Raw genomic sequence first — 24,392 nt, 5'->3', positions numbered from 1 at the left:
ATATGGAATGGATGAAAATATTTAAGTTTTGGGAAGGCAAGCCAGTAAAAAAATGCCGTGTGACCGTGGCGTTCCTCTTCGTAGCCGCCGTTGGCGGCGCTCAGGCGAACGACTTCACGGTGCGAAATCCCAGCTTTGAAGAATGGGAGGGAGGATTATCGCTAAAATACTGGCAAGCTAACGTCGACATAGGGGACTCCATGCCGCACTGCGCTAACTCCCACTCTGGAAAATGTGCCATCTATCTCAGCAAAGCAACGCCAACGCGGGGTGGCATGGTGCAGTTACATCAAAGCTTACCCGCCTCAGAATTGTCAGGAACAGTCGTCTTGGCTGGGTGGATTAGAACAAAAAATCACGTTTCGGGAATTTCAGCACTTTGGATTAAGACCGTTTCAAAAGAAGGAAAGACGCTTGCCCTTGACAATATGTATGGTAGAACTCCACATGGCAGCACCGATTGGACAAAGTATGAGATACATCAAAAAATTCCGCCAGGTACAGCTCGGATTGTGTACGGCGTCTTATTCAGCGGTGATGGTGAGTCTTGGTTTGACGACATTCATCTGACTGTTAATAATTCTACAGTTGATGATGGGAAATTGTCAGCCGCGCCTGAAGTAGCCGCAAGGCCCACTGAGTTTTCAGGATCGGGGGCGGAGCGCCTCCATAATTTTTCAGCCTCTGCCTTAGAAAAACGAATTGACTTTAAAATATTAAAGGACATTCTAGACGCAAGACGGGCTCAGATTGTTGCTTTAGGGGAAAGCGGGCATGGCGTCTCCGAGTTTTCAACCGTAAAATCTGATCTTATTAAATATTTGCACGAAAATGCTCGAGTAAGCGTCGTCGCTTTCGAGAGTCCAATGCAGAGTTGTGCGGAGGTAAATACAGTACTCGAAAGCATGGATGCTGAGGCGGCGGTGCGGAAGTGCTTGTTTCAAGTTTGGCACACCAAAGAAGTTGTCGAATTGTTCAAATATATCAAGAGCGCTCGCGCTGCAGGGCGAACGCTTGATATAGTTGGCTTTGACATTCAAGAGCCGAAGTTTAAACCCGCGATAATTGACGAGATTTCGAGGAATACCTCTGACCGGGAGAGCACTGCTCGCGCATTACAGATCGCCGAGAAGAAGCTAATAGTAGCGTTAAAGGATAAACAATTCGATGGTATAGAAAAAACTTACCGCGATCTTGAGACCGTGCTGCGGCAACGTATAAAAGGTATGAGCAGGGTAGACGAGGTAGCACGTATAAATTATCTCATTTCCCTCTTAACTGCTCGCCAAGATTATATATCGATGCAGCAAACTGCCCTTGGCGGCAGTGAGCGACTGAACCGTCGAGACGCAGCGATGGCAGCCAACGTGCAGCTATTGGCAGAAAATCTACCCAAAGGTGATCGCATGGTCGTCTGGGCCCACAATTCTCATGTGGCTCGCAATTGGCCTGGACCGACAGGATCCCTCATGATGGGAGAACGTCTAAGCACAGCTCTGTCGGCGAAACTGTACGCTATTGGGCTCATCATGGGAAATGGCAGGGCGTCAAATAATGCCCGCCAAGTCTATGAAATAACTCAGCCGGAGAGCACGACTTTGGAAGGGGTACTTAGCGGGCAGAAATGCAAAGTATGCTTTGTGAACCTAAGCGATAGTCAACAAGACACTCGTTGGAAGCAGAAAATTTACACGCGTAATTGGGGAATAAATATTATTCAGATCACTCCAAAACTTAGTTTTGATGGTTTGATTTTTGTGAACGAAGTGTCGCCACCGAAGTACCTGACCCGATAGTGATAAAAAGAATGCGAAGCCGAGAAAATTTTGGCTTCGCTAATATTACTTAACGCCGAAAGAGGATAGCCCAAGCTTGTTGATTTGCACCGAAAACTGACCCACTTTGCCGCATAATTTGCATCGAAAATTGACCCACGGTTAGCACACAATCCTACTTATCAGAATGAGCAGGGGATCGGAGTGATTGACGTGGCATTACTAGGAATAATCAGACGCTGGCACCTTCGTGACCAGGTCCCGCTCAGGGAAATTGCCAAGAGGCTCGGCATCTCCCGCAACACCGTCCGGCGCTATCTGCGCTCGGAAATTACCGAACCCGCCTATGCGGAGCGCCAATCCGCCAGCGCCATCGATCCATACGCCTTCCTGATCAATTTGGGATTTAAGGGGTCTTACGACAGGGTCGCGGCGTTCGCCAGACAGTGGAGGGAGGGTCAAACGGAGTGGGTCAATTCAGCGCGCAAACGAACAGCTCTATAGCCCATCGAGACAATACTGAAGACCGGATAGCCGTCCTTATTCCCCGTTTCGCGAGCTCAATGGCATGGGACCGGAGCATTTTGTTGACGAGATCGACAAAATGGCGCTGTGCCGGTTCGTCGGGCCGCACATTGCCCGATGCCAAGCCTTCCAATAAATACGCAAACCGGCGGTTAGGAGCATCGAACGCTCCCAATTTGTCAAACAGCGTTTCAACAGGTCAATCGTCGGGATTTCTGTGGACGTGTTGCTCAATGTCGGCGAGCAGCCCCGACGGTTGGCGCCCGAAAACGTCCGCCCATGGGTCTGAACCGAGGTCCCAGAGCGAGTCCAGCAACGCGTCAAATCCCTTGACGTCGGTATAGAGGTCAACGGTGTCTAGTACGCGCGCCACTTCGCGCCTGCAGCGCTTGGAAATATCGGGGCAGCAGTCATCGGCCCAGATGATATCTTCCAAGCTCATGCGCACAGCCGGACTCGGCGCGCATTTTTCGAGAAATCGGCCGGCTATGTCGGCAAGCTCCTCATCGGGAACTTCACTGATGGCCCAGTCCAGCCGACCTCGCTTTGACATCTCGCTGTCGGGGTCAGGCATTCCCAAGTCTTCGCATAGCTGGGGTATGGTCCTGTGGGTGACCGCGACCGTCATGTGGGCAAATTCACCTCTCAAAATTGCGCGGAGCTGGGCTACGTCCATTTGGCGGCTAGGCGAAGGGCGGCTTAAAACGGCGGGGCTAGCTCACAAGCTTGTTTTGCGCGCTCTTCCAGCTCGCGAAGGGTGATCCGGAAGTAACTACCCTCGCTTCCTCCCATTCGGCAGCGGTCGTCCCAAGAATTTTGGTCTGTACAGTCAGCTCCGCTGGCGGCTCGGAGAAACGGTAAACCATCAACTGCGAAGCTTTCATAATTTTCCTCGAAGGCGGAGCCTGACAGCCAATTATAGTCCTTCACGACGGCACAGTCGCTCAGGCCTGCGCCGCGGGTGATCGACCTGGCTACTGCACGCTCCCGTTCAAGTCTATATTTATTCGCCGTTTCCACAGATAGGCACTGCAGCAGGTTGTTCAAGCTACGGGAGCGCGGCTAGAATGAGGGGCCGAGCCGTAAGCCCATGATTCTAAAGGCCCCTTGTTCAAGTCAATGTTCCGAGCTGCCACCGCTCTGGTGTCCGAATAGATGACTGCACCGATGGCAGGCAAGCTCAACGATGCACGTCCAATAGAGAGAAGACCTTCCGCACTACGCCGGCTCGCTGAACAGGCGGCGCCTTACACGCGCCGACGGCGCGGCCTATACTGAAGAAGGGACTGCTGCAAGGAGCAGCATGGTGCCCGACGGCGCGCTGGTGCCGGCGCTGCCAATACGGCCATGGGCAGCAGCGTGGCGTAGCGTGCGTGCAGCTGGACATGCCGCCAAAGCTATGGAGGTTAACATGTTCAAGCATATTCTCTTACCCACCGACGGGTCGGCCATGTCCGAAATGGCAAGCCGCAAGTGCATCGCGCTGGCCAAGGAGATGGGCGCGCAGGTCACCGGCCTCTGCGTGACCCCGGAGTTTCACGTGCTGTCGATCCTGCCTGGCGTCTTGTCGGACACGTCCGGGCAATACCGGCTGGACAGCCAGGCCTTCGCCGCCAAGGTGCTGGCCGGGATTCAGGGCGCGGCAGACGAGACCGGCGTGGCGTGCAAGACCGTGTCCATGGTCAATGACCATCCCTATGAAGCCATCGTCAAGGCGGCCCGGGACAAGGGTTGCGACCTGATCTGCATGGCGTCGCACGGACGCAAGGGCGTGAAGGGCGTGCTGCTGGGCAGCGAAACCCAGAAAGTGCTGACCCATACCGACATCCCGGTGCTGGTTTACCGCTGAGCGCTGTTACGGGCCTTGGGCGGCGCTGGCGAGCCGCTCATGGCCCCGCCGCTGCCCGCGCCTGCGCGCAGTTCGCGGCGCGCCTGCACGATGACGGTGCGCGCCGCCGTCAGTCCCAGCACCGCCATCACGGCCGCCACGGCCAGGTCCGGCCAGCTGGCGCCGCTGCCGAATACGCCCAGCGCGGCCAGCATGACCGCGACGTTGCCGATCGCATCGTTGCGCGAACACAGCCACACCGAACGCATGTTGGCGTCGCCGTCGCGGAAGGCGTACAGCAATAGCGCGACCGTGCCGTTCGCCAGCAGGGCGATGACGCCGATCAGGCCCATGGTGGCCGGCTCGGGCGCCGTGCCGGCGGCCAGGCTCCAGCCAGCCTTGCCCAGCACAAACACGCCGTAGCCGCCCATCATGACGCCCTTGGCCAGCGCGGCGCGCGCGCGCCACGCCGCCGCCATGCCGAGCACAAACAGCGACAGCGCGTAGTTGGCGGCATCGCCGAAAAAGTCGACGGCGTCGGCCAGCAGCGACACCGACTCGGCCCGCAGTCCCCCCAACAGCTCGACGCCGAACATGGCGGCGTTGATGAACAGGGCCACCCACAGGATGCGCCGGTAGCGGGGATCGATGGGCGGCTTGCTTGAGGCGCAAGCGCCGCCGCAGCAACTGGACATGGTGTGCTCCGAAGAAATTCAAGCTTAGCAGTACTATAAGACCGGTTGATAGAATACTGCCATCCTTTTAACAGCCAGCCCGCCGCATGCATACACCAGCGCCACTCAGCGATTCCGGCACCGCCGCCCCTGCAGCCGTCAGCTTCGGCGAGGCGTTCCGCTTCTGGCTCAAGCTGGGCTTCATCAGTTTCGGCGGCCCGGCCGGACAGATCGCCATCATGCACCAGGAACTGGTGGAGCGCCGCCGCTGGATTTCGGAGCGGCGCTTCCTGCACGCGCTGAATTACTGCATGCTGCTGCCCGGCCCCGAGGCCCAGCAGCTGGCCACCTATATCGGCTGGCTGATGCACCGCACCTTGGGCGGCGTGGTGGCCGGCGCGCTGTTCGTGCTGCCTTCGCTGCTGATCCTCACCGGCCTGTCATGGGTGTACGTGGCCTATGGCGACCTGCCGCTGGTGGCCGGCCTGTTCTACGGCATCAAGCCGGCCGTGGCGGCCATCGTGCTGCAGGCAGCGCACCGCATCGGCGGACGGGCGCTGAAGAACGGCTGGCTGTGGGGCATCGCCGGCGCCTCCTTCGCCGCCATCTTCGCCGGCGGCGTGCCCTTCCCCGCCATCGTGCTGGCCGCCGCGCTGGCCGGCTACGCGGGCGGACGCTGCATGCCGGACAAATTCCAGGCCGGCGGCGGCCACGGGGCGGCGCTCCCGTCCTTCGGCGCGGCGCTGATCGACGACCATACGCCCACGCCGGCCCACGCGCGCTTCAGCTGGCGCAAGCTCGCCCTCATCGCCGCCGCGGGCGCCGCGCTGTGGGCCGTGCCCATGGCGACGCTGACGGCCTTGTTCGGCTGGCAGCACACGCTCACGCAAATGAGCTGGTTCTTCACCAAGGCCGCGCTGCTCACCTTCGGCGGCGCGTACGCGGTGCTGCCCTATGTCTACCAGGGCGCGGTTGACCATTTCGGCTGGCTTACGGCCACGCAGATGATGGACGGCCTGGCGCTGGGCGAAACCACGCCCGGCCCGCTGATCATGGTGGTGGCCTTCGTCGCCTTCGTGGGCGGCTACGCCAAGGCAGCGCTGGGGCCGGACCTGCTGTTGCTGGCCGGCGCCACGGCAGCCGCGCTGGTCACGTGGTTTACCTTCCTGCCTTCCTTCCTGTTCATCCTGGCCGGCGGCCCACTGGTCGAATCGACCCACGGCGACCTGAAATTTACCGCGCCGCTGACCGCCATCACGGCCGCGGTAGTGGGCGTGATCGTGAATTTGGCACTGTTCTTCGGCTACCACGTGCTGTGGCCGCAGGGCTTCGAGGGCCGCTTCGACTGGCTGTCGGCGCTGGTCGCGCTGGGCGCCACCGTGGCGCTGTTGCGCTACAAGGTCAACGTGGTGCAGGTCATTGCCGCTTGCGCGCTGGCCGGGCTGGCGCTGCGGCTGGCCGGCGCCGCGTAGCGCTGGCCGTCTTGCAAACTCGACTGCCGCTGGCTTGACTGCTGCAGCGGCAGCGTGATGCGGAAGCGGCTGCCGGCGCCGGGCGCGCTCTCCACATCGATGCGGCCACGATGGTTCTGCACGATGCCGTACGACAGCGACAAGCCCAGCCCGGTGCCCTTGCCGATGGCCTTGGTGGTGAAGAAGGGATCGAATATGCGCGGCAACACATCGTCCGCGATGCCGCAGCCGGTGTCGGCCACTTCGATCCAGCCCTGGCCGTCCGCCACACCGGTGCGGATGGTGATCAGGCCGCGCTCCGGCCCCACTGCGTGGCTGGCGTTGACCAGCAGGTTCATGAACACCTGGTTCAGCTGCGAGGGCATGCATTCCACGTCCGGCAGCGGGCCGTATTCCTTGCGCACGTCGGCCACCTTGCGCACTTCGCTGGCGATGATGTTGAGGGTGGAGTCGATGCAGCGGTGCAAATCGGCCCACTCCCACTGCTGCAGCGAGTCGGTGCGCGAAAAATCCTTCAGCGACTGCACGATCTTGCTGACGCGGGCCATGCCGTCGCGCGATTCGGCCAGCAAAACCGGGATGTCATCGCGCAGGTAGTCCAGCTCCAGCCGCAAACGCTGCGCCTGCAGCCGTGGCGCCAGGCCCGGAACGGCGCCCATGGCCGGCTCGGCGTCCTGGTAGATCGCCAGCATCTCGAACAGCCGCTCCAGGTACTGCTCCAGCATGTCGGAATTGGAGGCCAGGAAGCCGAGCGGATTGTTGATTTCGTGCGCCACGCCGGCCGCCAGCTGGCCGATGGAGGCCAGCTTCTCGGACTGCACCAGGCGTCCTTCCAGCTGCTTGCGCTCGGCCATCTCGGTTTGCAGCTTGTCGTTGGCGCGCAGCAGCTCGCCAGTGCGCTCGCGCACCGCCGCCTCCAGGCCCTCGTTGGCCTGCAGAAGCCGGCTGTTGAAGCTATTGATGATGGCGTGGCTGCGGATCAGCCGCCAGCCGGCGTAGAGCAACAGCGCGGCCAGCGCCGCCGACAGCAGCAGCAGGCCGGCGCGGTGCTGCTGCATCTGCCGCGCGTCGCGCTCCTGTCCGTGGTTGAGCAATGCGCTGATCTGGTCCATGTGCGTGCCGGTGGGCGCGGCGGCGACGCGCGCCAGCAGGCCATGCACGGCTTGCTGCTCGCGCAGCGCGGTGTGCACGTGGAGGGTGAACAGGTCCAGCCGCTGCGCCAGTTCCGGCGGCAGCGAACGGCGCGCCGCCGCCAGCCCGGCCAGTTCCACTTCAATGGCCGCCAGGTGCTCGTCGGCGCCGGTCTGGTTGTGCACCAGCGTGGCCAGCAGCACTTTGCTGGCCGCCGCGCCGGCGCGCCCGATGGCGCTGTCCGGCGCCTGGCTGCGCCCCAGGTCCACCAGTTCGCCGGTGGCGACCGGCAGAAAGGCCAGCGAGTTGCGCAGTACCGCGTTGTGCGACTTGAACGACTCGATCAGCGCGGCCTTGCGCGACAATTCGCGTTCCAGTGCCGCCACGCTGCCGGCCAGGGCTTGCGCGCCAGGGCGGTCGAGCGCGCCGGTGTCCGCGCCGAGCTGTTGCGGCAGCGCGTGCAGCATCGGCAAGGGATTGACCAGCTCGTCGTAACTCTGGTTGATGCCCAGCCTGGACTTCATCGCGTCGAGTTCCCATTGCGCGTCGAGCTGCTTGATCTGGCGCAGGCGCGCCACGCTCTCAAAATAGGACGAGGCGTCGTAGCTGGGGCCCTGCCGATACTGGAACAGCAGCGCACCGGCCAGCGCAACGCCAAGAATCCCGCCCAGCAGCGGCAGCCGGGAGTTCATGGCCGTGCTCCCGGCCGCGATACCGGCTGCGCGTCCAGCGTGGCCAGGAACTGGGCAATCAGCGCCTTGTCCTCGGCGCTGCCGGGGCGTCCCAGCTGGTACTTGAACATGATGTCGATGGCCTGTTCCAGGGTGGCGGCCGAGCCGTCGTGGAAGTACGGCGCGGTACGCGCCACGTTGCGCAGGCTGGGTACCTTGAAGACGTATCTGTCTTCTTCGCTGCCGGTAAGCGCATAGCGCCCCTGGTCCGGCCGGCCGGCGGACCAGCCGGCCCCGCCGCGCGCAGGATAGTCGGCCATCACGCCGAATTTCTGGAACATATTGCCTCCCACATTGACGCCCTGATGGCAGGCGATGCATCCGTACTGCTTGAAGCGCGTGTAACCTGCCCGCTCGGCTGCGCTGATGGCGCCGTGCTCCCCGCGCAGGTAGCGGTCGAAGCGCGAATTGGGCGTAATCAGGGTGCGCTCGAACGAGGCCAGCGCGTGCTCGATGTTGGCGCGCGTTACGCCGTCCTTGTAGGCAGCCGCGAAGGCGCTGCTGTAGGCCGCGTCCTGCTGAACCTTGCGCACCACGTCCGGCCAGCGCGATCCCATCTCGGCCGGGTTTTCTACCACCAGGCCAATTTGCGCCTCCAGCGTGTCGGCGCGGCCGTTCCAGAACTGTTTGAAGTTGAGCGCCGCGTTGAACACGCTGGGCGCATTCATCGCGGCCGGTTTGCCATCCAGTCCAAGGGACACGCCACGGCTGTCGGCGCCGCCGCGCGCCAGGTCGTGGCAGGTGGCGCAGGACACGCGGTTGTTGGCCGACAGGCGCGTATCGTTGAACAGGCGCTGCCCTAGCGCGGCCTTGGCGGGATCCTGGCGCAGCGACTGCGGCACGGGCTGGATCGGTTCGTTGACCGGGGCGGCCGGCACGGGCGCAGTCGCCAGCAACAGCGCCAGCGCCGGCATGGCCGCGCACCGCCGTGCGGGTGGCGCAGCGGTCCTGTATTGTGGATGGCGGAACGACATGGCGGGCTCCTGCGGCGGAATGGTCAGGCGCACTGCGCCTGGTCGGCGCTGGACAGGCCGTGCAGCTGCCAGTAGTGGCGGAACGCGGCACGGACATTCTCGCGCAGCATGCGGTTGTCCCCGGGCTTGGTCCAGAACCGGTACAGCGAGCCCCGGTTGATCGACTCCATGATGGTGGCCAGGTCGGTGTAGCCGGACAGGATGATGCGGAAAGTATCCGGATACATGTCCTTGACCTTGTCGAGCAGCTCGGTGCCGCTCATTTCCTCCATGCGCTGGTCGCACAGCACCAGCTGCACCTGGTGGCGCGCCAGCAGTTCGAAGGCCTCGGCCGCGCCGCTGGCGGTCAGCACGCGGTAGCCGTCCTGGCGCAGCAGGCGCTGCAGCGACGACAGCACGTGCGGCTCGTCGTCGATCAGCAGCAGCGTGCGCAGCGGCGGTGCGCCGGTGTCGGGCAGCGCCAGGCTGGCGCCTTCCAGCAGCAGGCGCTGGAACTGCATGGCAGGCACCGGGCGGCTGAAATAGTAGCCCTGGATCTGGTCGCAGCGGTGGCGCGCCAGGTAGGCCAGCTGGGCTTCGGTCTCCACGCCTTCGGCGACTACTTCCAGGTCCAGGCTGTGCGCCATGGCGATGATCGCGTCCACCAGCGCGGCGTCGCCCGGGTCCACGGTGACGTCGCGGATGAAGGCGATGTCGATCTTGAGCGCGTCCACCGGGAAGCGCTTCAGGTAGGCCAGGCTGGAATAGCCGGTGCCGAAATCGTCGATGGCCACTTTCACGCCCATGGTGCGCAGCGTCGCCATGGCAGCGGCGGTACGCTCGGTGTCGTCCATCAGCGCGCTCTCGGTGACCTCCAGCGCCAGCAGCTCGGGCGCGATGCCGTGCGCCGCGATGGCGTGCGCCACGGTTTGCTGCAGGCCGCTGTCGGCGAACTGGCGGCTGGCCACATTGACCGCCACCGGCACCGGCCCGCCGGGACATGCGGCCCACAGGGCAATCTGGCGGCAGGCCGTGTCGATAACCCAGGCGCCCACTTCCACGATCAAGCCCGTCTCCTCGAGCAGCGGGATGAAGGCCGACGGCGACACCGGGCCGTAGCCGGGCCGGTTCCAGCGCAGCAGCGCCTCGGCGCCGACCATGCGGCCGCTGCTCACTTCCACCTTGGGCTGGTAGTACAGTTCGAATTCGCCGTTGGCCACCGCCAGCCGCAGCGCGCGCTCGAATTCAAAGCGGCGCTGGGCCTGCACGTCCATCGCGTCGGTGAAGAAGCGGCAAGCGCCGCCGCCGCCCTGCTTGGCCTGGTGCAGCGCGGTGCTGGCGTATTTCATCAGCGTGGCGGCGTCGGCCGCGTCGGCGGGATGCAGCGCAATGCCGATGCTGGCCGTCAGCAGCGTTTCGCCCTGCTCCAGCTGGAACGGCCGGGCGCAGCAGTGGCGCAGCTGCTCGGCGGCCTGCAGCGCGTCGTGCTGCGTGGCCAGGCCGCCCAAGGCCATGGCGAATTCGTCGTTGCCGAAGCGGCTCACCACGCTGCCTTCCGGCGCGCATTGCTGCAGGCGCTGGGCGAACTGGCGCAGCAGCGCGTCGCCGGCGGCATGGCCCAGGGTGTCGTTGGTGCGCGCGAAGCCGTCCAGGTCCAGCATCAGCACCGCGCTGGAGCGCTCCCCTTCGCCCGCCAGCATCTGCTCCAGCGAACGCTGGAACAGGCTGCGGTTGGGCAGGCCGGTCAGCGCGTCGTAACAGGCCAGGCGGGCGCCCTGGTCGCGCGTGCCGGTGTACAGCAAGCGCACTTCAAGCAGGTTGCGGATGCGGGCCAGCACCTCGCAGTGGTCGAACGGCTTGCAGATGAAGTCCATCACGCCGGCGTCCAGCGCGCGCTGCTTGTGCTCGGGGGCCGCCGTCACCGCCAGCACGGGCAGATATTCGCCCGCCTCCACTTCCTTCAGCCCTTCCAGCACTTCAAAGCCATTCATGAACGGCATGTTCAGGTCCAGCAGGATCAGGTCATAGCGCTGCGCGCGGTGCAGTTCCACCACGCCGCACGGGTCGCTGGTGGTATCGACACGCGCGTAGCCGGCGCACTCCAGCATGGTTTTGAGCAGCACCACGTTGACGGGGCGGTCGTCGACGATCAGGATGCCGGCCTGCTGCAATTCGGACAAGCTTGCCATGGTATTCTCCAGTGCTGTTGTTATGGTTGCAGCTATTGCCAGCCCGTGCGGGCGGCGGCGATCGCCTCCAGCAAGGCTTGGTCGTTCATCGGTTTGAGCATATAAGCTAGCGCGCAGCCGCGCTGCACGCGCGCCTGCCCTTCGGCCGTGTGCTGGCCGGTGACGGCGATCACGCCGGTGCGCGGCGCCAGCTCGGCCAGGCGCCGCTGCACCTCGAGGCCGGACATGCCCGGCATGTGCAGGTCCAGCACCACGCAGAACGGCGCGCCGGCGCCGTCTTGCAGCGCCGCCAGCAGCGCGGCGCCGCCGTCGTAGTCGCGGGCCGGGATGCCGGCCGCGCGCAACAGCCGCATCAGCGCGCGCCGGATGGCTGCCTCGTCGTCGACAACGGCAACCCAGGGAAGTGTGGTGGTATCCATGACTGGCAAGATAGCGCGCCGGGCCGGCGCGCGATATTGGACCTTGGCCCAACCCTACCGGGTGCGCAGCTTGTCGGCCAGGCGCACCAGCGCCGTCAGCGAGCGCACTTGCATTTTCTGCATCACGCGGGCGCGGTGCACCTTGACGGTCTTTTCCACCGTGCCCAGCTGGGCCGCCACCTGCTTGTTGAGCAGGCCTTCGACCAGCAGCGCCATCACCTCGCGTTCGCGCGGGGTCAGGCTGTCGTAACGCCGGCGCAGCGCGTCGCGCTCGGCGTCCGCCGTGCGCAGCAGCGTGTTGAGTTCCAGCGCAGCCTGCACCGCCGCCATCAGCTCGTCGGCGTCCACCGGCTTGGTGAGGAAGTCGAAGGCGCCCTGCTTCATGGCCCGCACGCCGCTGGCGATGTCGCCATGGCCGGTCAGGAAGATCAGCGGCAGCACGCTGCCCTGGGTTGCCAGCGCCTGCTGCAGGGCCATGCCGTCCATGTCCGGCATGGACAGGTCCAGCACCAGGCAGCCCGGCTCCGCCGCGGCGCCGCTGGCCAGGAAGGCCTGCGCCGACTCGTAAGGCGCCACGGCGAAACCGGCCGAGGCCAGCAGCCGGGTCAGCGCCTTCAGGATGGCCGGCTGGTCGTCCACCACGAACACCCGCGGCGGCGGCCGCACCGGTGGCGGCAGCATGGCGCCGTTCATGCCGGCGCTCCCTGTCCCACCGCCGCTTCGGCGCCGGCCAGCGGCAGCCGGACGTGGAAACTGGCGCCGCGGTCCGGATTGCTCTCGGCCCACAGCTGGCCGCCGTGCGCCGACACAATGCCGCGGCAGATCGACAGGCCCAGTCCCATGCCGCTTTCCTTGGTGCTGTAAAAGGGCGCGAACACCTGCTCCAGCGCGGCGGCGGGGATGCCGCTGCCGCAGTCGGCGATGATGATGCGCACCCAGCCATCGTCGTCCAGCGCGGTGCGCACGCCGATCGCCTTGCCGCCCGCTTCCGTCAAGGCCATGGCGTCGCAGGCGTTCATCAGCAGGTTGATCAGCACCTGCTGCAGCTGCACGCTGTCGGCCAGCACGTGCGCGCCGCCGGCGCCCAGCACCGACGACAGCGCCACGCCATGGCTGAGCAGGTCGTTGCGCAGCAGGCGCAGCACGCCGATCACCACCTGGTTTACGTCCACCGGCTGCCGCGGCGCCTCGCGTTTGTCGAACAGGCGCCGCAGGCGGCGGATGATTTCGCCCGCGCGCTGGTCCTCGGCCACGATGTCGGCCAGGATGGCGTCCACCTCCAGCAGGTCGGGCGTGGAATGGCGCAGGAAGCGCTGCGCCGCCTGCGCGTTGCTCAGGATGGCTGTCAGCGGCTGGTTCAGCTCATGGGCCAGCGCGCCGGACAGCTCGCCCAGCGTCGCCACCCGCGCCAGGTGCGTCACCTCGCGCTGCTTTTGCTGCATTTCCAGTTCGGCCAGTTTGCGCTGCGTGATGTCGAGCGCCACCCCGCGCACCAGCCGCGGCACGCCGTCGCTGCCCGCTTCGCAGCTGCCGCGCGAAGCCACCCAGCATAAGCCGCCCTGCGGTGGCTCGATGCGGTACTCGATTTCATAGCGCTCGCCGCGCGCGGCCTGCTCCAGCACGCGCCGCACGGCGGCGCTGTCGTCCGGGTGCACCCGCTGCAGCAGCGTCTCGACCGACACCGGCTCGTCCGGGCGGAAGCCGAACAGTTCGCGCCAGGAGGCCGACACCCAGACCCGCTCGCGCACCAGGTCGCGCACCCAGATGCCCATGCGCGCCGCTTCGGCCGCCAGCGCCAGCTGCTGCTCGCTCTCGCGCCGCTCGGCCTGGGCAGTGCGCACCGTGGCCCCCGCCTGCTGCAGGGCCAGGCCCAGCTCATTGGCCTCGCGCAGCGCCAGCGGCGGGATCGCCGGCACCTCGCCGGAGGCCACCGCCGCCGCCGGGCCGGCCAGCGCACGCACCGAGCGCGCGATGCCGCCGCCGATGCGCCAGGCCAGCGCCAGGCCGAGCGCCAGCGCGGCCAGCGTAACGGCGATCAGCCAGGCCAGCGAACGGCGCAGGCCAGCTGTCAATTCGTCCAGCGGAATGCCCAGTGCCACGCTCCAGCGGCTGTCCGGCGAGCGGCTGTACACGGTGTACACCGGGATGCCGTCCAGGGTGGTGGTTTCGAATCCGCCCTCGTCGGCCAGCTCGAGCTGGCGCAGCAGCGCCGGCGTGGTGGGGCGGCCTGCGAAACGCGCGATGTCGTGACTGCGCGCGGCGATCTTGCCGCTGCCGTCGATAATGGCCGTGCGCCAGCTGTCGGGCAGCTTGCGCGCGGCCAGCAGCGCGGCCAGCTGCACCGGCGAGGCGGTGGCGTTGAGCGACATGGCGATCGCGCCGTCGCGCCGGACCGGCACGCCGATGGTGTACATCAGCTGCCCGCCCACCGGGGCCGGGAACAGGTTGGAGACGCCCGGCCGGCCGGTGGCCAGGATGCGCTTCAGCAGCGGTGTCGGCCCCAGCTTGGGCAAGGGTTCGCCGTAGGCGCGGCGGGTCGACATCAGCAAGTTGCCGCCGGCGTCGATCAGGATCACGCCGTCGGCCTCCATTTGGCGCTGCGCCTCGACGGCGCGGGCATGGAAACCGGCCAGGTCGCCGCGCTCGAGCTGGTGCGACGTACTCAACGCCTGCAGCGCCGCTTCGGTGCTGCGGAACCCGGCGTCCACGGCGGCCATGATGGCGCGCGCCTGGCCCACCGTGCTGGCCAGCAGCTGGGCGCGTTCGCGCGTGTAGAAATCGACTATCAAAAAGCCAGCCACTGCGGCCATGGGCACAATGCAACCCACGACAAGCAGGGCGAGGCTGGCGCGCACACCGATGGCTTGCCTGCGTGGGGGCGGCGGCTCGGACGAGCGCATGGACGGTGCACCTCCTGCTGGCGGAAACGACGCTTCGATTCTATTGCAAAACCGGCATCACGTCGCTAACTTTCCTCCGCCCGCCGTAGCGGCAAGGTGACACGGAAGGTGCTGCCCGCGCCCGGCGCGGATTGCACATCGATGCGCCCCCGGTGCTGCTGCACGATGCCGTAGGAGAGCGCCAGGCCCAGGCCGGTGCCCTGGCCGATGTCGCGCGTGGTGAAGAAGGGATCGAATATGCGCGGCACCACCTCGGGCGCCATGCCGCAGCCGTCGTCGGCCACTTCGAACCAGGCCTGCCCGTCTTGCGTACCGGTGCGGATGGTGATGCGGCCGCGCTGCGGGCCCACGGCCTGGCAGGCGTTCAGCAGCAGGTGCATGACCACCTGGCTCAGCTGCGAGGGCACGCATTCGATGTCCGGCAGCGCGCCGTATTGCTTGACCACGCCGGCCTTCTGCTGCAAGTCGCTGGCGATCAGCTCCAGCGTAGCGTCGATGCAGCGATGCAGATCGGCCGGTTCCCACTGCTGCTGCGCGTCGCTGCGCGCGAACTCCTTCAGCGCCTGCACAATCTTGCTGACGCGCGCCATGCCCTGGCGCGATTCGCGCAGGATGTCCGGGATGTCCTCGTGCAGATAGTCCAGCTCCAGCCGTTCGCGCTCGCGCCGCAGGCGGGCCGCCAGCTCGGGCTGGGCGGCCATGGCCTGCTCCGCGTCCCGGTAGATGGCCAGCATCTCGAACAGGCGCGCCAGGTACTGCTCCAGCATGGCGGCGTTGGCGCCCAGGAAGGCCAGCGGATTGTTGATCTCGTGCGCCACGCCGGCCGCCAGCTGGCCGATCGAGGCCAGCTTCTCGGACTGCACCAGGCGCCCCTCGAGCTGCTTGCGTTCGGCGATTTCGGTCTGCAGCTGGCCGTTGGCGCTCAGCAGTTCGCCGGTGCGTTCGCGCACCGCCGCCTCCAGCCCCTCGTTGACCTGCTGCAGCTCGCTGTTGACGCGCTGGATGATGGCATGGCTGCGGATCAGGCGCAGCGCCGCGTACAGCAGCAGCGCCGCCAGCGCGGCCGACAGCAGCAGCAAATACAGGCGCTGCTGCTGCACCCTGGCGATACTGTGCTGATGCTCGGCGGTGAGGATGGCGCTGATGCGGTCCGCATGCGCGGCCGCCGGCGCCGCCGTGACGCGCAACAGCAGGTCGCGCACGGCGAGCCGTTCGCGCACCACCGTGCGCGCGTGCAAGCCGATCTGCTCCAGCCGCTGCGCCAGCGCCGGCGGCAGAGGCCGCGCGGCGGCGGACAGCACCGCCAGCGCCAGTTCAATATCGAAAAAGGCTTCGTCGCTGGGCCTGCCGTTGTAGACCAGCGTAGCCAGCAGCACCTTGTTGGCGGCCGCGCCGGCATGCCGCACCGCGCCGCTGCCGCCGTCGGCGCCCAGCTCCACCAGTTCGTCGGTGGCCTGCGGCAGGAATGCCAGCGCATTGCGCAGTGCATCGTTATGGACCTGGAACTGCGCAATCAGCCCGGCCTTGTGCGTCAGCGCGCTCCGCAGCGCCGCCACGCTGGCGTCCAGCGCGCCGGAACCGGATTGGCCGGCCGGGGGGATACGCAACAGCTTGGGCAAGCGGTCCAGCTCGTGCAGTGTGGCCGCCAGCGCTTCACCGTCCTGTTTCATGCCCAGCCGGGCCTTCAGCACGTCGGCCTCCCAGGTGGCGTCCAGCTCCTTGATCTGGCGCAGCAGGGCCACGTTCTCGTAATAATCCGAGGCCGCGCTGCGCCTGTCCTGCAGGAACAGGTAGAGCAGCGCGCCCGCCAGCAGCACCGCCAGCAAGCCCAACGGCCACCAGCCCCGCGCGCGCGCGGCTGGTCCGGTATCCGGTCCCAGGGCTGGGTTGCTTGTGAAAAGCTGCTCTCGTGCGCGCATGAGCGAAGCGCCTCCCCGCTACTGTCAGGTCGAACTCGATTGTATTGAACAATGGCCGCGGTGTCGCCGCTAAATTCGCGTTTTCCTGAAACCGATCCGGCGCCCCTGACGTATATGCGTGTGCAGCACCTCCACACCACATGACAAAAGGGGAACTAGCATGGCAAATAGCAGACTGCACCTCAGACCCTGGTTGATCGGCAACCTGGTCGCCCTGGCACTGGCGCCGCAAGCGTTCGCGTCCAGCCACAGGGAAGCGCCTTTCATTACCAAACAGCCCAAGGTGGACGCCACCGACTTCTATATGTTCCGCAGCTACGAGCCCGGCCGCGAAAAGTTCGTCACCCTGATCGCCAACTACGTGCCGCTGCAGGACGCCTACGGCGGCCCAAACTACTTCGCCATGGACCCGGACGCGTTGTACGAGATCCACATCGACAACAACGGCGACGCCAGGGAAGACCTGACCTTCCAGTTCCGTTTCAGCAGCACCAACAAGGACACCCAGCTCACTGTGGGCGGCAAGAAGGTGTCGATCCCGCTGGTGATCAACGGCGGCGCCGTGAACGACGTCAACCCCGCCGGGCTCAATGTGCGCGAAACCTACAGTGTGTCCGTGGTGCGCGGCGACCGCCGTGGCGGCGGCCGCGCGGCGCTGACCAACGCGGCCGGCGGCGGCAGCACCTTCGACAAACCGGTCGACAACATTGGCAACAAGACCATTCCGGACTACGCCGGCTACGCCGCCAAGCACGTCTACGCGGTCAACATTCCCGGCTGCGGCACGCCGGCGCGCCTGTTTGTGGGCCAGCGCAAGGACCCCTTCGTGGTGAACCTGGGCGAAACCTTCGACCTGATCAACATCAAGGCGCCGGCGGTGGAGTTCCTGGCCAGCGCCGAGAAGAACGCCCGCGACGACCTGGCGTTCAAGAACGTCACCTCGATCGAACTGGAGGTGGCGGCCGACTGCCTGACCGCCTCCGCCACCGGCGGCGACCCCGTCATCGGCGGCTGGACCACCGCCAGCATGCGCCAGGGCCGCCTCCTCAACGCCACGCCGGGCAGCGCGGTGGGCTCTTCGAAAGAAGGCGGCGCCTGGACCCAGGTGTCGCGCCTGGGCGCGCCGCTGGTCAACGAGGTGGTGATCGGCCTGAAGGACAAGGACCGCTTCAACCACAGCAAGCCTTCCGCCGACGGCCAGTTCGCCGACTACGTGACCAACCCCACGCTGCCGGCGCTGGTTGAAATCCTGTACGGCAGCGCCGGCGCCAAGGCGCCCACCAACTTCCCGCGCAACGACCTGGTGGCGGCCTTCCTGACCGGCGTGAAAGGCCTGAACCAGCCGGCCACGGTGACCGCGTCCGAGATGCTGCGCCTGAACACCGCGATCGCTCCCACGCCGAGCGGGGCGCAAAAGCGCCTGGGCGTGATCGACGGCGACAACGCCGGCTTCCCCAACGGCCGCCGCCCCGGGGACGACGTGGTCGACATCGCGCTGCGCGTGATGATGGGCAAGCTGTGCACCCTGAACCTGGGCTGCACCCCGGCCGACGCTCCGGCCGGGGCGCTGCGCTTCACCGACGGCGCCTTCCTGGACGAAACCTTCGTCACGGCCGGCTTCCCTTACCTGAAGACGCCGCTGGCCGGCTCTCCGCAGAAATAGGAGGCGCCATGAAAACGCCCATCCGCGTTACAACGCTCGCACCGCTTGCATTGGCCCTGCTGCTGGGAGGCTGCGGCGGCTCCGGCGGCGGCACCCCCGCCGCGCCGGTGGTGGCGCCGCCGCCGCCGGTCACCATGGCCGACGCCTTCTATTCCGCTGTGCTGGCCCTCATCGGCGCCAGCCCCGAGGACAAGGAACCAGCGGCGATCGACGGCGTGGCAGTTACCACGCCGGAAAACAGCGAACCGGCCGAGTAGGCCGGCAACGCCCTGCGCCGTACCGCAACCCCGTCCGGTGCAGGGCTCTCATTGGATGCAATACCATGCACAAGACTCGCTCCATCCTGCCCGCCAGCACGGCGGTCATGGCGCCCTTTCTGATGGCAGCCGCTTTCGCCGCCATCGTTGCGCTGCAGGCGCCGCCGGCGCTGGCGGCGCCCTACCTGCCGCGCTCGGGCGCGGACGTGATCGAAACCCTGCCGCGCCGCGCCGACCCGCAGCAGCAGGAACTGCGCCGCATGCGGCTGCAGCTGGCCGCCGCACCGGCAGACGTGCAGCTGGCCGCCGCCCTGGCGCAGCGCTACATCGCCGCCGGCCGCAGCGAGGCCGACCCGCGCTACTTCGGCTATGCGCAAGCGGCGCTGGCGCCGTGGTGGAAGCAGGCCGCGCCGCCCGCCGCCGTGCGGCTACTGCGCGCCACGCTGCTGCAAGGCACGCACCACTTCGCGGAGGCCATGACGGACCTGGACGCGGTGACGGCGGCCGAGCCGGCGAACGCGCAAGCCTGGCTCACGCGCGCCACCGTGCAGACGGTACTGGGACAGTACGCCGCCGCCACCGCCAGCTGCGCGCGCCTGTCGGCGCTGGCGGGCGAGCTGGCCAGCATCACCTGCCTGACCAATGTGTCCGGCCTGACCGGGCAACTGCGCAAGAGCGAGCTGCTGCTCGCCACCACCTTGCAGCGCAGCGCCGGCGCCGACCCCGCCATGCAGGCGTGGACGCTGACCCAGCTGGCCGAAATGGCCGCCCGGCGCGGCGACGCGCGCCTGGCTGAAGCGCGCTTCCTGGCCGCGCTCAAGCTGGCCCCGCGCGACAGCTACCTGCTAGGCGCCTACGCCGACTTTCTGCTGGACCGCGGGCAGCCCGGCCAAGCGGCCGGGCTGCTCAAAGAACAGCGCCGCATCGATGGCCTGCTGCTGCGCTACGCGCTGGCGCTCAAGCAAAGCCAAGCCACGCTGCCCTCCCCGGCGCGGCAAGCGGCGCTGGCCGACGCCGTGCGCGAACTGCAGGCACGCTTCGACGCCGCCTCCCTGCGCGGCGACAGCGTGCACCAGCGCGAACAGGCCCGCTACGAGCTGCACCTGCGCGGCAACGCCAGGGCCGCGCTGGCACTGGCGCTGCAAAACTGGGCGGTGCAGAAAGAGCCGGCCGACCTGCGCATCCTGCTTGAAGCGGCCCGGCAGGCGAACGACCGCGCCGCCGCGGCACCCGCGCTGGCCTGGCTGGCGCAAACCGGCCTGGAGGACAGCAGCATCCAGCCGCTCGCCGTTCAACTTGCCATGCCGGCGGGCGCAACGCCCATCGCCATCGCCGCGCGGAGCCGGCCATGATGCGCCGCCTTCGCACCGCGCGCCGGCTGCCGCGCCGCGCAGCCGCAGCCACGATCAAAGCCGCACTAGCGGCCACCCTGGCAGTCATGCTGGCGCTGCCGGCCGGCACCGCACAGGCCCACAAGCCCAGCGACAGCTACCTCACCTTGCGCACCGGCGGCGAACAGATCGACGGCCAGTGGGACATCGCACTGCGCGACCTGGACTATGCGCTGGGCCTCGACAGCGACGGCGACGGCCAGCTCACCTGGGACGAAGTGCGCGAGCGCCACCCGCAAATCGCCGCCTACGCGCTGTCCCGTCTCAGCCTGGCAGCCGGCGGCGCCGCTTCGGCGCCCTGCACCGTCACCGCCGGCGAGCAGCTGATCGACCATCACACCGACGGCGCCTACTCGGTGCTGCGCTTTCGCGCCCACTGCCCCGCCGTCCCGGAGGCGCTGCGCATCGGCTACCGGCTGTTCGCCGACACCGACCCGCAGCACAAAGGCCTGCTGCGCCTGGAGCACACCGCCGGCGGCGCAGCGCACAGCAGCAGCGCCATCTTCGGCAGCGAGCGGCCGGAGCAGGTACTGCAGCTTGCGCAAGCTTCCCGCCTGGCGCAGTTCAGCGCCTACCTGAAGCACGGCGTGTGGCATATCTGGATCGGCTACGACCATATCCTGTTCCTGCTGTCGCTGCTGCTGCCGTCCGTGCTGGTCTGGCGCGAGCGTGCCTGGCGCGAAACGCCCCACTTCCGCGCGGCCGCCATCGACGTATTGAAGACAGTCAGCGCCTTCACGCTGGCGCACTCCATTACCCTCAGCCTGGCCGCGCTCGGCGTGGTCGCCCTGCCGTCGCAGCTGGTGGAATCCGTGATCGCCGCCTCGGTGATCGTCGCCGCACTGAACAACCTCAGACCCTTCGTGCACACGCGGCGCTGGGCGGGCGCCTTCGCCTTCGGCCTGATCCACGGCTTCGGCTTCGCCGGCGTGCTGGGCGGCCTGGGGCTGCCGCAAGGGTCGCTGCTGCTGGCACTACTGGGCTTCAATGCCGGCGTCGAGCTGGGACAGCTGGCCATCGTGGCCGCCTTCCTGCCGCTGGCCTTCCTGATGCGCGCCACCTGGTTCTACCGCCGCGTGGTGGTGGCGGGCGGTTCGACGATCATCATCGCGGCAGCCAGCATGTGGTTCAGCGAACGCGCCTTCGCCGCCGGGCCGCCCCTGGTGGTCGCGGTCGTGGGGCACTACGACAACGCCGTCGGGACATCGGACGCGGCCAGCCAGGGCCGCATCACCTCCAGCCTGATTGCCAGCAGGCCCGCGCTACGCACCGGCGAACTGCTGGAATTCGTGCCCGGCATGATCGTCACCCAGCACAGCGGCGACGGCAAAGCCAACCAGTATTTCCTGCGCGGGTTCAACCTCGACCACGGCACCGACTTCGCCACCTTCATCGACGGCATGCCGGTCAACATGCGCAGCCACGCGCACGGCCAGGGCTATTCGGACATGAACTTCCTGATACCGGAACTGGTGCAACGCATCGACTACCGCAAAGGCCCCTATTTCTCCGAGGAGGGCGACTTCGCCTCCGCCGGCACGGCCCGCATCCGCCTGGCCGACGAACTGCCGTCCATGGCCAGCGCCACCATCGGCGGCAACGGCTACCGGCGCGCCATGGCGGCGGGCAGCACCGGCATCGGCACTGGCACTGGCGCCCTCACCGGCAGCGCGGCGCCCGACGGCAAGCTGCTGTACGCGCTGGAAGCGAACCGCAACGACGGCCCCTGGGACACGCCCGAGCGCGTGCGCAAATACAGCGCTGTGCTGCGCTACAGCGCCGGCACGGCGGACCAGGGCTACAGCCTCACCGCCATGGCCTACCGCAACCGCTGGAGCGCCACCGACCAGGTGCCGCTGCGCGCCGTCGAGGCGGGCCTGATAGGGCGCTACGGCACGCTGGATCCCAGCGACGGCGGCGACAGCGCGCGCTACAGCCTGTCCTGGCAGCTGCACCGGCGCGGCGCCGCCAGCCGCTCCGAACTGAGCGCCTACGCCATCCGTTCCAGCCTGGACCTGTACAGCAACTTCACCTACCTGCTGGCCGATTCCGGACAGGGCGACCAGTTCAACCAGAGCGAGCACCGCAACGTGGCCGGCTTCGACGCCAGCCATACCTGGCTGCATGCTCTGCACGGTGTCGAGATGCGCAGCAGGATCGGCGCGCAAGGCCGCTACGACAAGCTGTCGCCGGTTGGGCTGTACGCCACCCGACGGCGCGAACGCACCGCCACCATCCGCGAAGACCGCGTTGCAGAAAGCAGCGCCGCGCTGTATGCCGAGAACGTGGCCCAGTGGCTGCCGGCGTTCCGCTCCGTGGCAGGCCTGCGCTACGACGCCTACCGCTTCGCGGTGTCCGGTGGCGCCGCCGGCGGCAACGGCAACGAACAGGCGTCCGGCGGTATCGTCTCGCCCAAGCTGTCGCTGATCTTCGGCCCCTGGGCGCGCACCGAGTACTTCCTCAACTTCGGCAAGGGTTTCCACAGCAACGACGCGCGCGGCGTAACGCAAAGCGGCCAGGCCGGCGGCACGCCGTCCCAGCCGGCCACGCCGCTGGCCGCCACGCGCGGCTATGAAGCCGGACTGCGCAGCGAACTGCTGCCCGGCCTGCAAAGCTCCCTGGCGCTGTGGCGGCTGGACCTCGATTCGGAACTGGTGTTTGTCGGCGACGCGGGCCAAACCGAAGCCAGCCGCGCCAGCCGCCGCAGCGGCATCGAATGGAACAACCACTATCTGGCCCGGCCCTGGCTGCAGTTCGACCTGGACCTGGCAGCCTCCCGCGCGCGCTACCGCGACAGCGACCCGGCCGGCAGGCGCATACCCGGCGCGCTGGAAAAGGTGGCCTCGTTCGGCGTGACGGTGACGGATGTGCAGCGCTGGTCCGGCGGCGTGCAGCTGCGCTATTTCGGCCCGCGCCCGCTGGCCGAAGACAATGGCGTACGTTCGGCCTCGAGCGCGCTGGCCTACGCGCGCGTGGGCTACAAGCTCGGCGCCGGCACCAGCCTCGCACTGGACGTGTTCAACCTGTTCAACAAGCGCGCCAGCGACATCGATTACTACTACGTCTCGCGCCTGCCCGGCGAAGCGGCCGAAGGGGTGGCAGACCGCCACTTCCACCCCGTCGAGCCGCGCTCCTTCAGGCTCACGCTGACGCACAGGTTTTAACCCGGCGCGTCAGAGCAGCCTCACCCAGTTACCCTTGTACAGCACCGGACCGGTGGGACCGTCCGGATTGGGCGAGCCGCCTTTCGGCTCCAGGCTGATCGCCAGCAGCTGCACGTCGCTGCCGATGGCGCGCTCGGACAGCGCCAGCTTCGCGCTGCGGTTGTCCGGCAGGATGCCCAGCGAGCGCGGGTTGCCCTGCTTCGGAATCGCCCACAGCTGCAGTGTCTTGTCGTCCGCCACGGCCACGCTGTTCACCACGCGCACCTCCAGCACCTGGCGCCGGCTATCGCCGGTCAGCAGGATGGCGGTTTGCGACCGCTCGTCCGTCAGCGTGGCGGCGTAGTTGATGGCCGGCACCTCCGGCGGCGCCTGGGTCAGCGTCACGGCAAGCACCACGGCCAACGCGCCGGACGCCAGGCTCAGGCCGCGCCAGAAGCCCACCGATTCCTGGCGCCAGAACTGCCACGCAGGCGCCGGCGCCTTCAGGTTCAGGCGCCGCTCGATGCCGCGCCACACTTCCGCGCGCGGGCGCTGCTCGCCTGCGAACTCGGACAGCGGCAGCAGGCGATCCTGCCATTCGGCCACGGTGCGGCGCAGCGCTGCGTCGTTGTGCAGATGGCCCTCGAAGCGGCGCCGCGCACCGCCCTTCAGCGTACCCAGCACGTACTCGGCGGCCAGCTTCTCGCGCAGGCCCGGCTTGTCGCGGAGGTTCATTGCCGTTCCCCCTTGGCCAGGCAGGTCTTCAGGCGCTCCAGGCTGCGGCGGATCCAGGTTTTCACCGTGCCGATCGGGATGGCCATCTGCTGCGCCACTTCGCTGTGCGACAGGTCGTGGTAGAACGCCATGCCGATCACCTGCCGGTGCAACCCTTCCAGCATCGACATGCAGTAGGCCAGCGCCTTGGCGTCGCTGCTGATCTGCAGCGCCTCGATGGGCGTGGCGCCGGGATCGTGCAAGGCATTCAGGATGCTGCTGTCGAAAGTGTCCACATTGATCTCCAGGGTTCCGTCCGTGCGGCGCAGCGCGTCGAGCGCCTTGTTGCGCACGATGGCCGCCATCCACGTCATGGGCGCGGCCAACTGGCTCTGGTAGCTGCGGGCGCTGTTCCAGATAGAGACGAAACTCTCCTGCAGCACTTCCTCGGCCAGCTCGCGCTTATGCAATATACGCAGCGCGTAGCCGAACAGTTTCGGGGAAGTTGCATCGTACAGGGCGCGGAAGGCCTTGGCGTCGCGGGCGGCCGCAGCGGCCAGCCAGGCTCGGAGTTGCTGGGGATCGGTGGGGGACGCTGATGCCAAGGTATGCCTCGGTGGAACTTGCGTTAATGGGAAACCGCGCGGTGACAGCAACAGCGGTAAAGATTAGCGCAATTTCAACGCCGAAGCGAGCATTGTCTCGGTG

19 protein-coding genes and 1 pseudogene are annotated in these 24,392 nt (G+C 66.8%); 8 read left to right on the top strand and 12 right to left on the bottom strand.

Annotated features, from left to right (window positions below):
• Nucleotides 1–2 precede the first annotated feature (2 nt).
• Nucleotides 3–1,796 carry an erythromycin esterase family protein gene (locus ASD15_RS31470; protein ID WP_082551464.1) on the top strand — a complete coding sequence of 598 codons (1,794 nt, stop codon included), beginning with the start codon at nucleotides 3–5 and terminating at the stop codon, nucleotides 1,794–1,796.
• Between the two features lie 183 nt (nucleotides 1,797–1,979).
• Nucleotides 1,980–2,133 (top strand): annotated as a pseudogene (locus ASD15_RS33740) (helix-turn-helix domain-containing protein); the annotation flags it as partial.
• Nucleotides 2,134–2,247: 114 nt separating this feature from the next.
• On the opposite strand, the gene ASD15_RS33735 reads toward ASD15_RS33740, so the two are convergent.
• Nucleotides 2,248–2,487, bottom strand: coding sequence for a hypothetical protein (locus ASD15_RS33735; RefSeq protein WP_373888158.1), 240 nt, complete (start codon nucleotides 2,485–2,487; stop codon nucleotides 2,248–2,250).
• A gap of 12 nt (nucleotides 2,488–2,499) precedes the next feature.
• Nucleotides 2,500–2,874, bottom strand: a complete 375-nt coding sequence (locus tag ASD15_RS01110) for a hypothetical protein (RefSeq protein WP_157200785.1) — start codon at nucleotides 2,872–2,874, stop codon at nucleotides 2,500–2,502.
• An 837-nt stretch (nucleotides 2,875–3,711) separates the two neighbouring features.
• Between ASD15_RS01110 and ASD15_RS01105 the strand changes: the two genes are divergently transcribed.
• Nucleotides 3,712–4,149, top strand: a complete 438-nt coding sequence (locus ASD15_RS01105; RefSeq protein WP_057152829.1) for a universal stress protein — start codon at nucleotides 3,712–3,714, stop codon at nucleotides 4,147–4,149.
• Here the strand turns inward: ASD15_RS01105 and ASD15_RS01100 are convergent.
• Nucleotides 4,140–4,823, bottom strand: coding sequence for a cation transporter (locus tag ASD15_RS01100; RefSeq protein WP_057152827.1), 684 nt, complete (start codon nucleotides 4,821–4,823; stop codon nucleotides 4,140–4,142). The genes ASD15_RS01105 and ASD15_RS01100 overlap by 10 nt on opposite strands.
• Nucleotides 4,824–4,909: 86 nt before the next feature.
• Here ASD15_RS01100 and chrA point away from each other — a divergent pair, with 86 nt between their 5' ends.
• Nucleotides 4,910–6,274 (top strand): chromate efflux transporter, encoded by a 1,365-nt coding sequence (gene chrA, locus ASD15_RS01095; protein WP_057152826.1) that lies wholly within the window; start codon nucleotides 4,910–4,912, stop codon nucleotides 6,272–6,274.
• Here chrA and ASD15_RS33615 read toward each other — a convergent pair.
• The 7 genes from ASD15_RS33615 to ASD15_RS01060 all read right to left on the bottom strand — a co-directional run bounded on the left by ASD15_RS33615 (nucleotide 6,196) and on the right by ASD15_RS01060 (nucleotide 16,516).
• Nucleotides 6,196–8,097: a DAHL domain-containing protein gene (locus ASD15_RS33615; protein WP_157200784.1), complete on the bottom strand. Its 1,902-nt coding sequence runs from the start codon at nucleotides 8,095–8,097 to the stop codon at nucleotides 6,196–6,198. The two genes, chrA and ASD15_RS33615, sit on opposite strands and share 79 nt — an antisense overlap.
• Nucleotides 8,094–9,110, bottom strand: a complete 1,017-nt coding sequence (locus ASD15_RS01085) for a cytochrome-c peroxidase (protein ID WP_082551549.1) — start codon at nucleotides 9,108–9,110, stop codon at nucleotides 8,094–8,096. Before ASD15_RS01085 ends, ASD15_RS33615 begins: the two co-directional genes overlap by 4 nt.
• A 23-nt stretch (nucleotides 9,111–9,133) precedes the next feature.
• Complete coding sequence (locus tag ASD15_RS01080) at nucleotides 9,134–11,278, bottom strand: EAL domain-containing protein (RefSeq protein ID WP_057152822.1); 2,145 nt, start codon at nucleotides 11,276–11,278, stop codon at nucleotides 9,134–9,136.
• Between the two features lie 32 nt (nucleotides 11,279–11,310).
• Nucleotides 11,311–11,697 carry a response regulator transcription factor gene (locus ASD15_RS01075; protein ID WP_057152820.1) on the bottom strand — a complete coding sequence of 129 codons (387 nt, stop codon included), beginning with the start codon at nucleotides 11,695–11,697 and terminating at the stop codon, nucleotides 11,311–11,313.
• A 54-nt stretch (nucleotides 11,698–11,751) separates the two neighbouring features.
• Nucleotides 11,752–12,390, bottom strand: a complete 639-nt coding sequence (locus ASD15_RS01070) for a response regulator transcription factor (RefSeq protein ID WP_057152819.1) — start codon at nucleotides 12,388–12,390, stop codon at nucleotides 11,752–11,754.
• A complete protein-coding gene (locus tag ASD15_RS01065; protein WP_229418015.1) occupies nucleotides 12,387–14,507 on the bottom strand; it encodes an ATP-binding protein in 2,121 nt (706 codons plus the stop codon). The genes ASD15_RS01070 and ASD15_RS01065 overlap by 4 nt, the downstream gene beginning before the upstream one ends.
• Before the next feature lie 155 nt (nucleotides 14,508–14,662).
• The gene (locus tag ASD15_RS01060; RefSeq protein ID WP_082551463.1) at nucleotides 14,663–16,516 is read right to left on the bottom strand and encodes a DAHL domain-containing protein; all 1,854 of its coding nucleotides are present in this window, start codon (nucleotides 16,514–16,516) and stop codon (nucleotides 14,663–14,665) included.
• A gap of 160 nt (nucleotides 16,517–16,676) precedes the next feature.
• On the opposite strand from ASD15_RS01060, the gene ASD15_RS01055 reads away from it, so the two are divergent.
• The 4 genes from ASD15_RS01055 to ASD15_RS33025 all read left to right on the top strand — a co-directional run bounded on the left by ASD15_RS01055 (nucleotide 16,677) and on the right by ASD15_RS33025 (nucleotide 22,991).
• Nucleotides 16,677–18,179, top strand: coding sequence for a DUF4331 domain-containing protein (locus tag ASD15_RS01055; RefSeq protein WP_057152815.1), 1,503 nt, complete (start codon nucleotides 16,677–16,679; stop codon nucleotides 18,177–18,179).
• 8 nt (nucleotides 18,180–18,187) lie between these two features.
• Nucleotides 18,188–18,436, top strand: coding sequence for a hypothetical protein (locus tag ASD15_RS01050; RefSeq protein WP_057152814.1), 249 nt, complete (start codon nucleotides 18,188–18,190; stop codon nucleotides 18,434–18,436).
• A 65-nt stretch (nucleotides 18,437–18,501) separates the two neighbouring features.
• Entirely contained in the window at nucleotides 18,502–19,788 is a 1,287-nt protein-coding gene (locus ASD15_RS01045; RefSeq protein WP_229418014.1) for a hypothetical protein, read from the top strand.
• Nucleotides 19,785–22,991: a TonB-dependent receptor domain-containing protein gene (locus ASD15_RS33025; RefSeq protein WP_082551462.1), complete on the top strand. Its 3,207-nt coding sequence runs from the start codon at nucleotides 19,785–19,787 to the stop codon at nucleotides 22,989–22,991. Before ASD15_RS01045 ends, ASD15_RS33025 begins: the two co-directional genes overlap by 4 nt.
• A 9-nt stretch (nucleotides 22,992–23,000) precedes the next feature.
• Here the strand turns inward: ASD15_RS33025 and ASD15_RS01035 are convergent, their stop codons facing one another.
• Together ASD15_RS01035 and ASD15_RS01030 are read right to left on the bottom strand one after the other, a co-directional pair.
• On the bottom strand, nucleotides 23,001–23,705 hold the full coding sequence (locus tag ASD15_RS01035; RefSeq protein ID WP_057152813.1) for an anti-sigma factor domain-containing protein: 705 nt from the start codon (nucleotides 23,703–23,705) through the stop codon (nucleotides 23,001–23,003).
• Nucleotides 23,702–24,289: a sigma-70 family RNA polymerase sigma factor gene (locus ASD15_RS01030; RefSeq protein WP_057152812.1), complete on the bottom strand. Its 588-nt coding sequence runs from the start codon at nucleotides 24,287–24,289 to the stop codon at nucleotides 23,702–23,704. Before ASD15_RS01030 ends, ASD15_RS01035 begins: the two co-directional genes overlap by 4 nt.
• Between the last annotated feature and the right edge of the window lie 103 nt (nucleotides 24,290–24,392).

This window comes from Massilia sp. Root351, from assembly GCF_001425045.1.
Lineage (GTDB): Bacteria > Pseudomonadota > Gammaproteobacteria > Burkholderiales > Burkholderiaceae_D > Rugamonas.
Note: the sequence above shows the minus strand (reverse complement) of the source record. Positions and strands in the feature narration are given on the sequence as shown.

Excerpts from the sequence above, each read along its gene's own strand:
- ASD15_RS01050 (WP_057152814.1), top strand. The coding sequence starts at position 18,188 with ATGAAAACGCCCATCCGCGTTACAACGCTCGCACCGCTTGCATTGGCC.
- chrA (WP_057152826.1), top strand. The coding sequence starts at position 4,910 with ATGCATACACCAGCGCCACTCAGCGATTCCGGCACCGCCGCCCCTGCA.
- ASD15_RS01055 (WP_057152815.1), top strand. The coding sequence starts at position 16,677 with ATGGCAAATAGCAGACTGCACCTCAGACCCTGGTTGATCGGCAACCTG.
- ASD15_RS01060 (WP_082551463.1), bottom strand. The coding sequence starts at position 16,516 with ATGCGCGCACGAGAGCAGCTTTTCACAAGCAACCCAGCCCTGGGACCG.
- ASD15_RS33025 (WP_082551462.1), top strand. The coding sequence starts at position 19,785 with ATGATGCGCCGCCTTCGCACCGCGCGCCGGCTGCCGCGCCGCGCAGCC.
- ASD15_RS01100 (WP_057152827.1), bottom strand. The coding sequence starts at position 4,823 with ATGTCCAGTTGCTGCGGCGGCGCTTGCGCCTCAAGCAAGCCGCCCATC.
- ASD15_RS33615 (WP_157200784.1), bottom strand. The coding sequence starts at position 8,097 with ATGAACTCCCGGCTGCCGCTGCTGGGCGGGATTCTTGGCGTTGCGCTG.
- ASD15_RS01035 (WP_057152813.1), bottom strand. The coding sequence starts at position 23,705 with ATGAACCTCCGCGACAAGCCGGGCCTGCGCGAGAAGCTGGCCGCCGAG.
- ASD15_RS01110 (WP_157200785.1), bottom strand. The coding sequence starts at position 2,874 with ATGCCTGACCCCGACAGCGAGATGTCAAAGCGAGGTCGGCTGGACTGG.
- ASD15_RS01065 (WP_229418015.1), bottom strand. The coding sequence starts at position 14,507 with ATGGCCGCAGTGGCTGGCTTTTTGATAGTCGATTTCTACACGCGCGAA.
- ASD15_RS01080 (WP_057152822.1), bottom strand. The coding sequence starts at position 11,278 with ATGGCAAGCTTGTCCGAATTGCAGCAGGCCGGCATCCTGATCGTCGAC.
- ASD15_RS01075 (WP_057152820.1), bottom strand. The coding sequence starts at position 11,697 with ATGGATACCACCACACTTCCCTGGGTTGCCGTTGTCGACGACGAGGCA.
- ASD15_RS01070 (WP_057152819.1), bottom strand. The coding sequence starts at position 12,390 with ATGAACGGCGCCATGCTGCCGCCACCGGTGCGGCCGCCGCCGCGGGTG.
- ASD15_RS01045 (WP_229418014.1), top strand. The coding sequence starts at position 18,502 with ATGCACAAGACTCGCTCCATCCTGCCCGCCAGCACGGCGGTCATGGCG.
- ASD15_RS01085 (WP_082551549.1), bottom strand. The coding sequence starts at position 9,110 with ATGTCGTTCCGCCATCCACAATACAGGACCGCTGCGCCACCCGCACGG.
- ASD15_RS31470 (WP_082551464.1), top strand. The coding sequence starts at position 3 with ATGGAATGGATGAAAATATTTAAGTTTTGGGAAGGCAAGCCAGTAAAA.
- ASD15_RS01105 (WP_057152829.1), top strand. The coding sequence starts at position 3,712 with ATGTTCAAGCATATTCTCTTACCCACCGACGGGTCGGCCATGTCCGAA.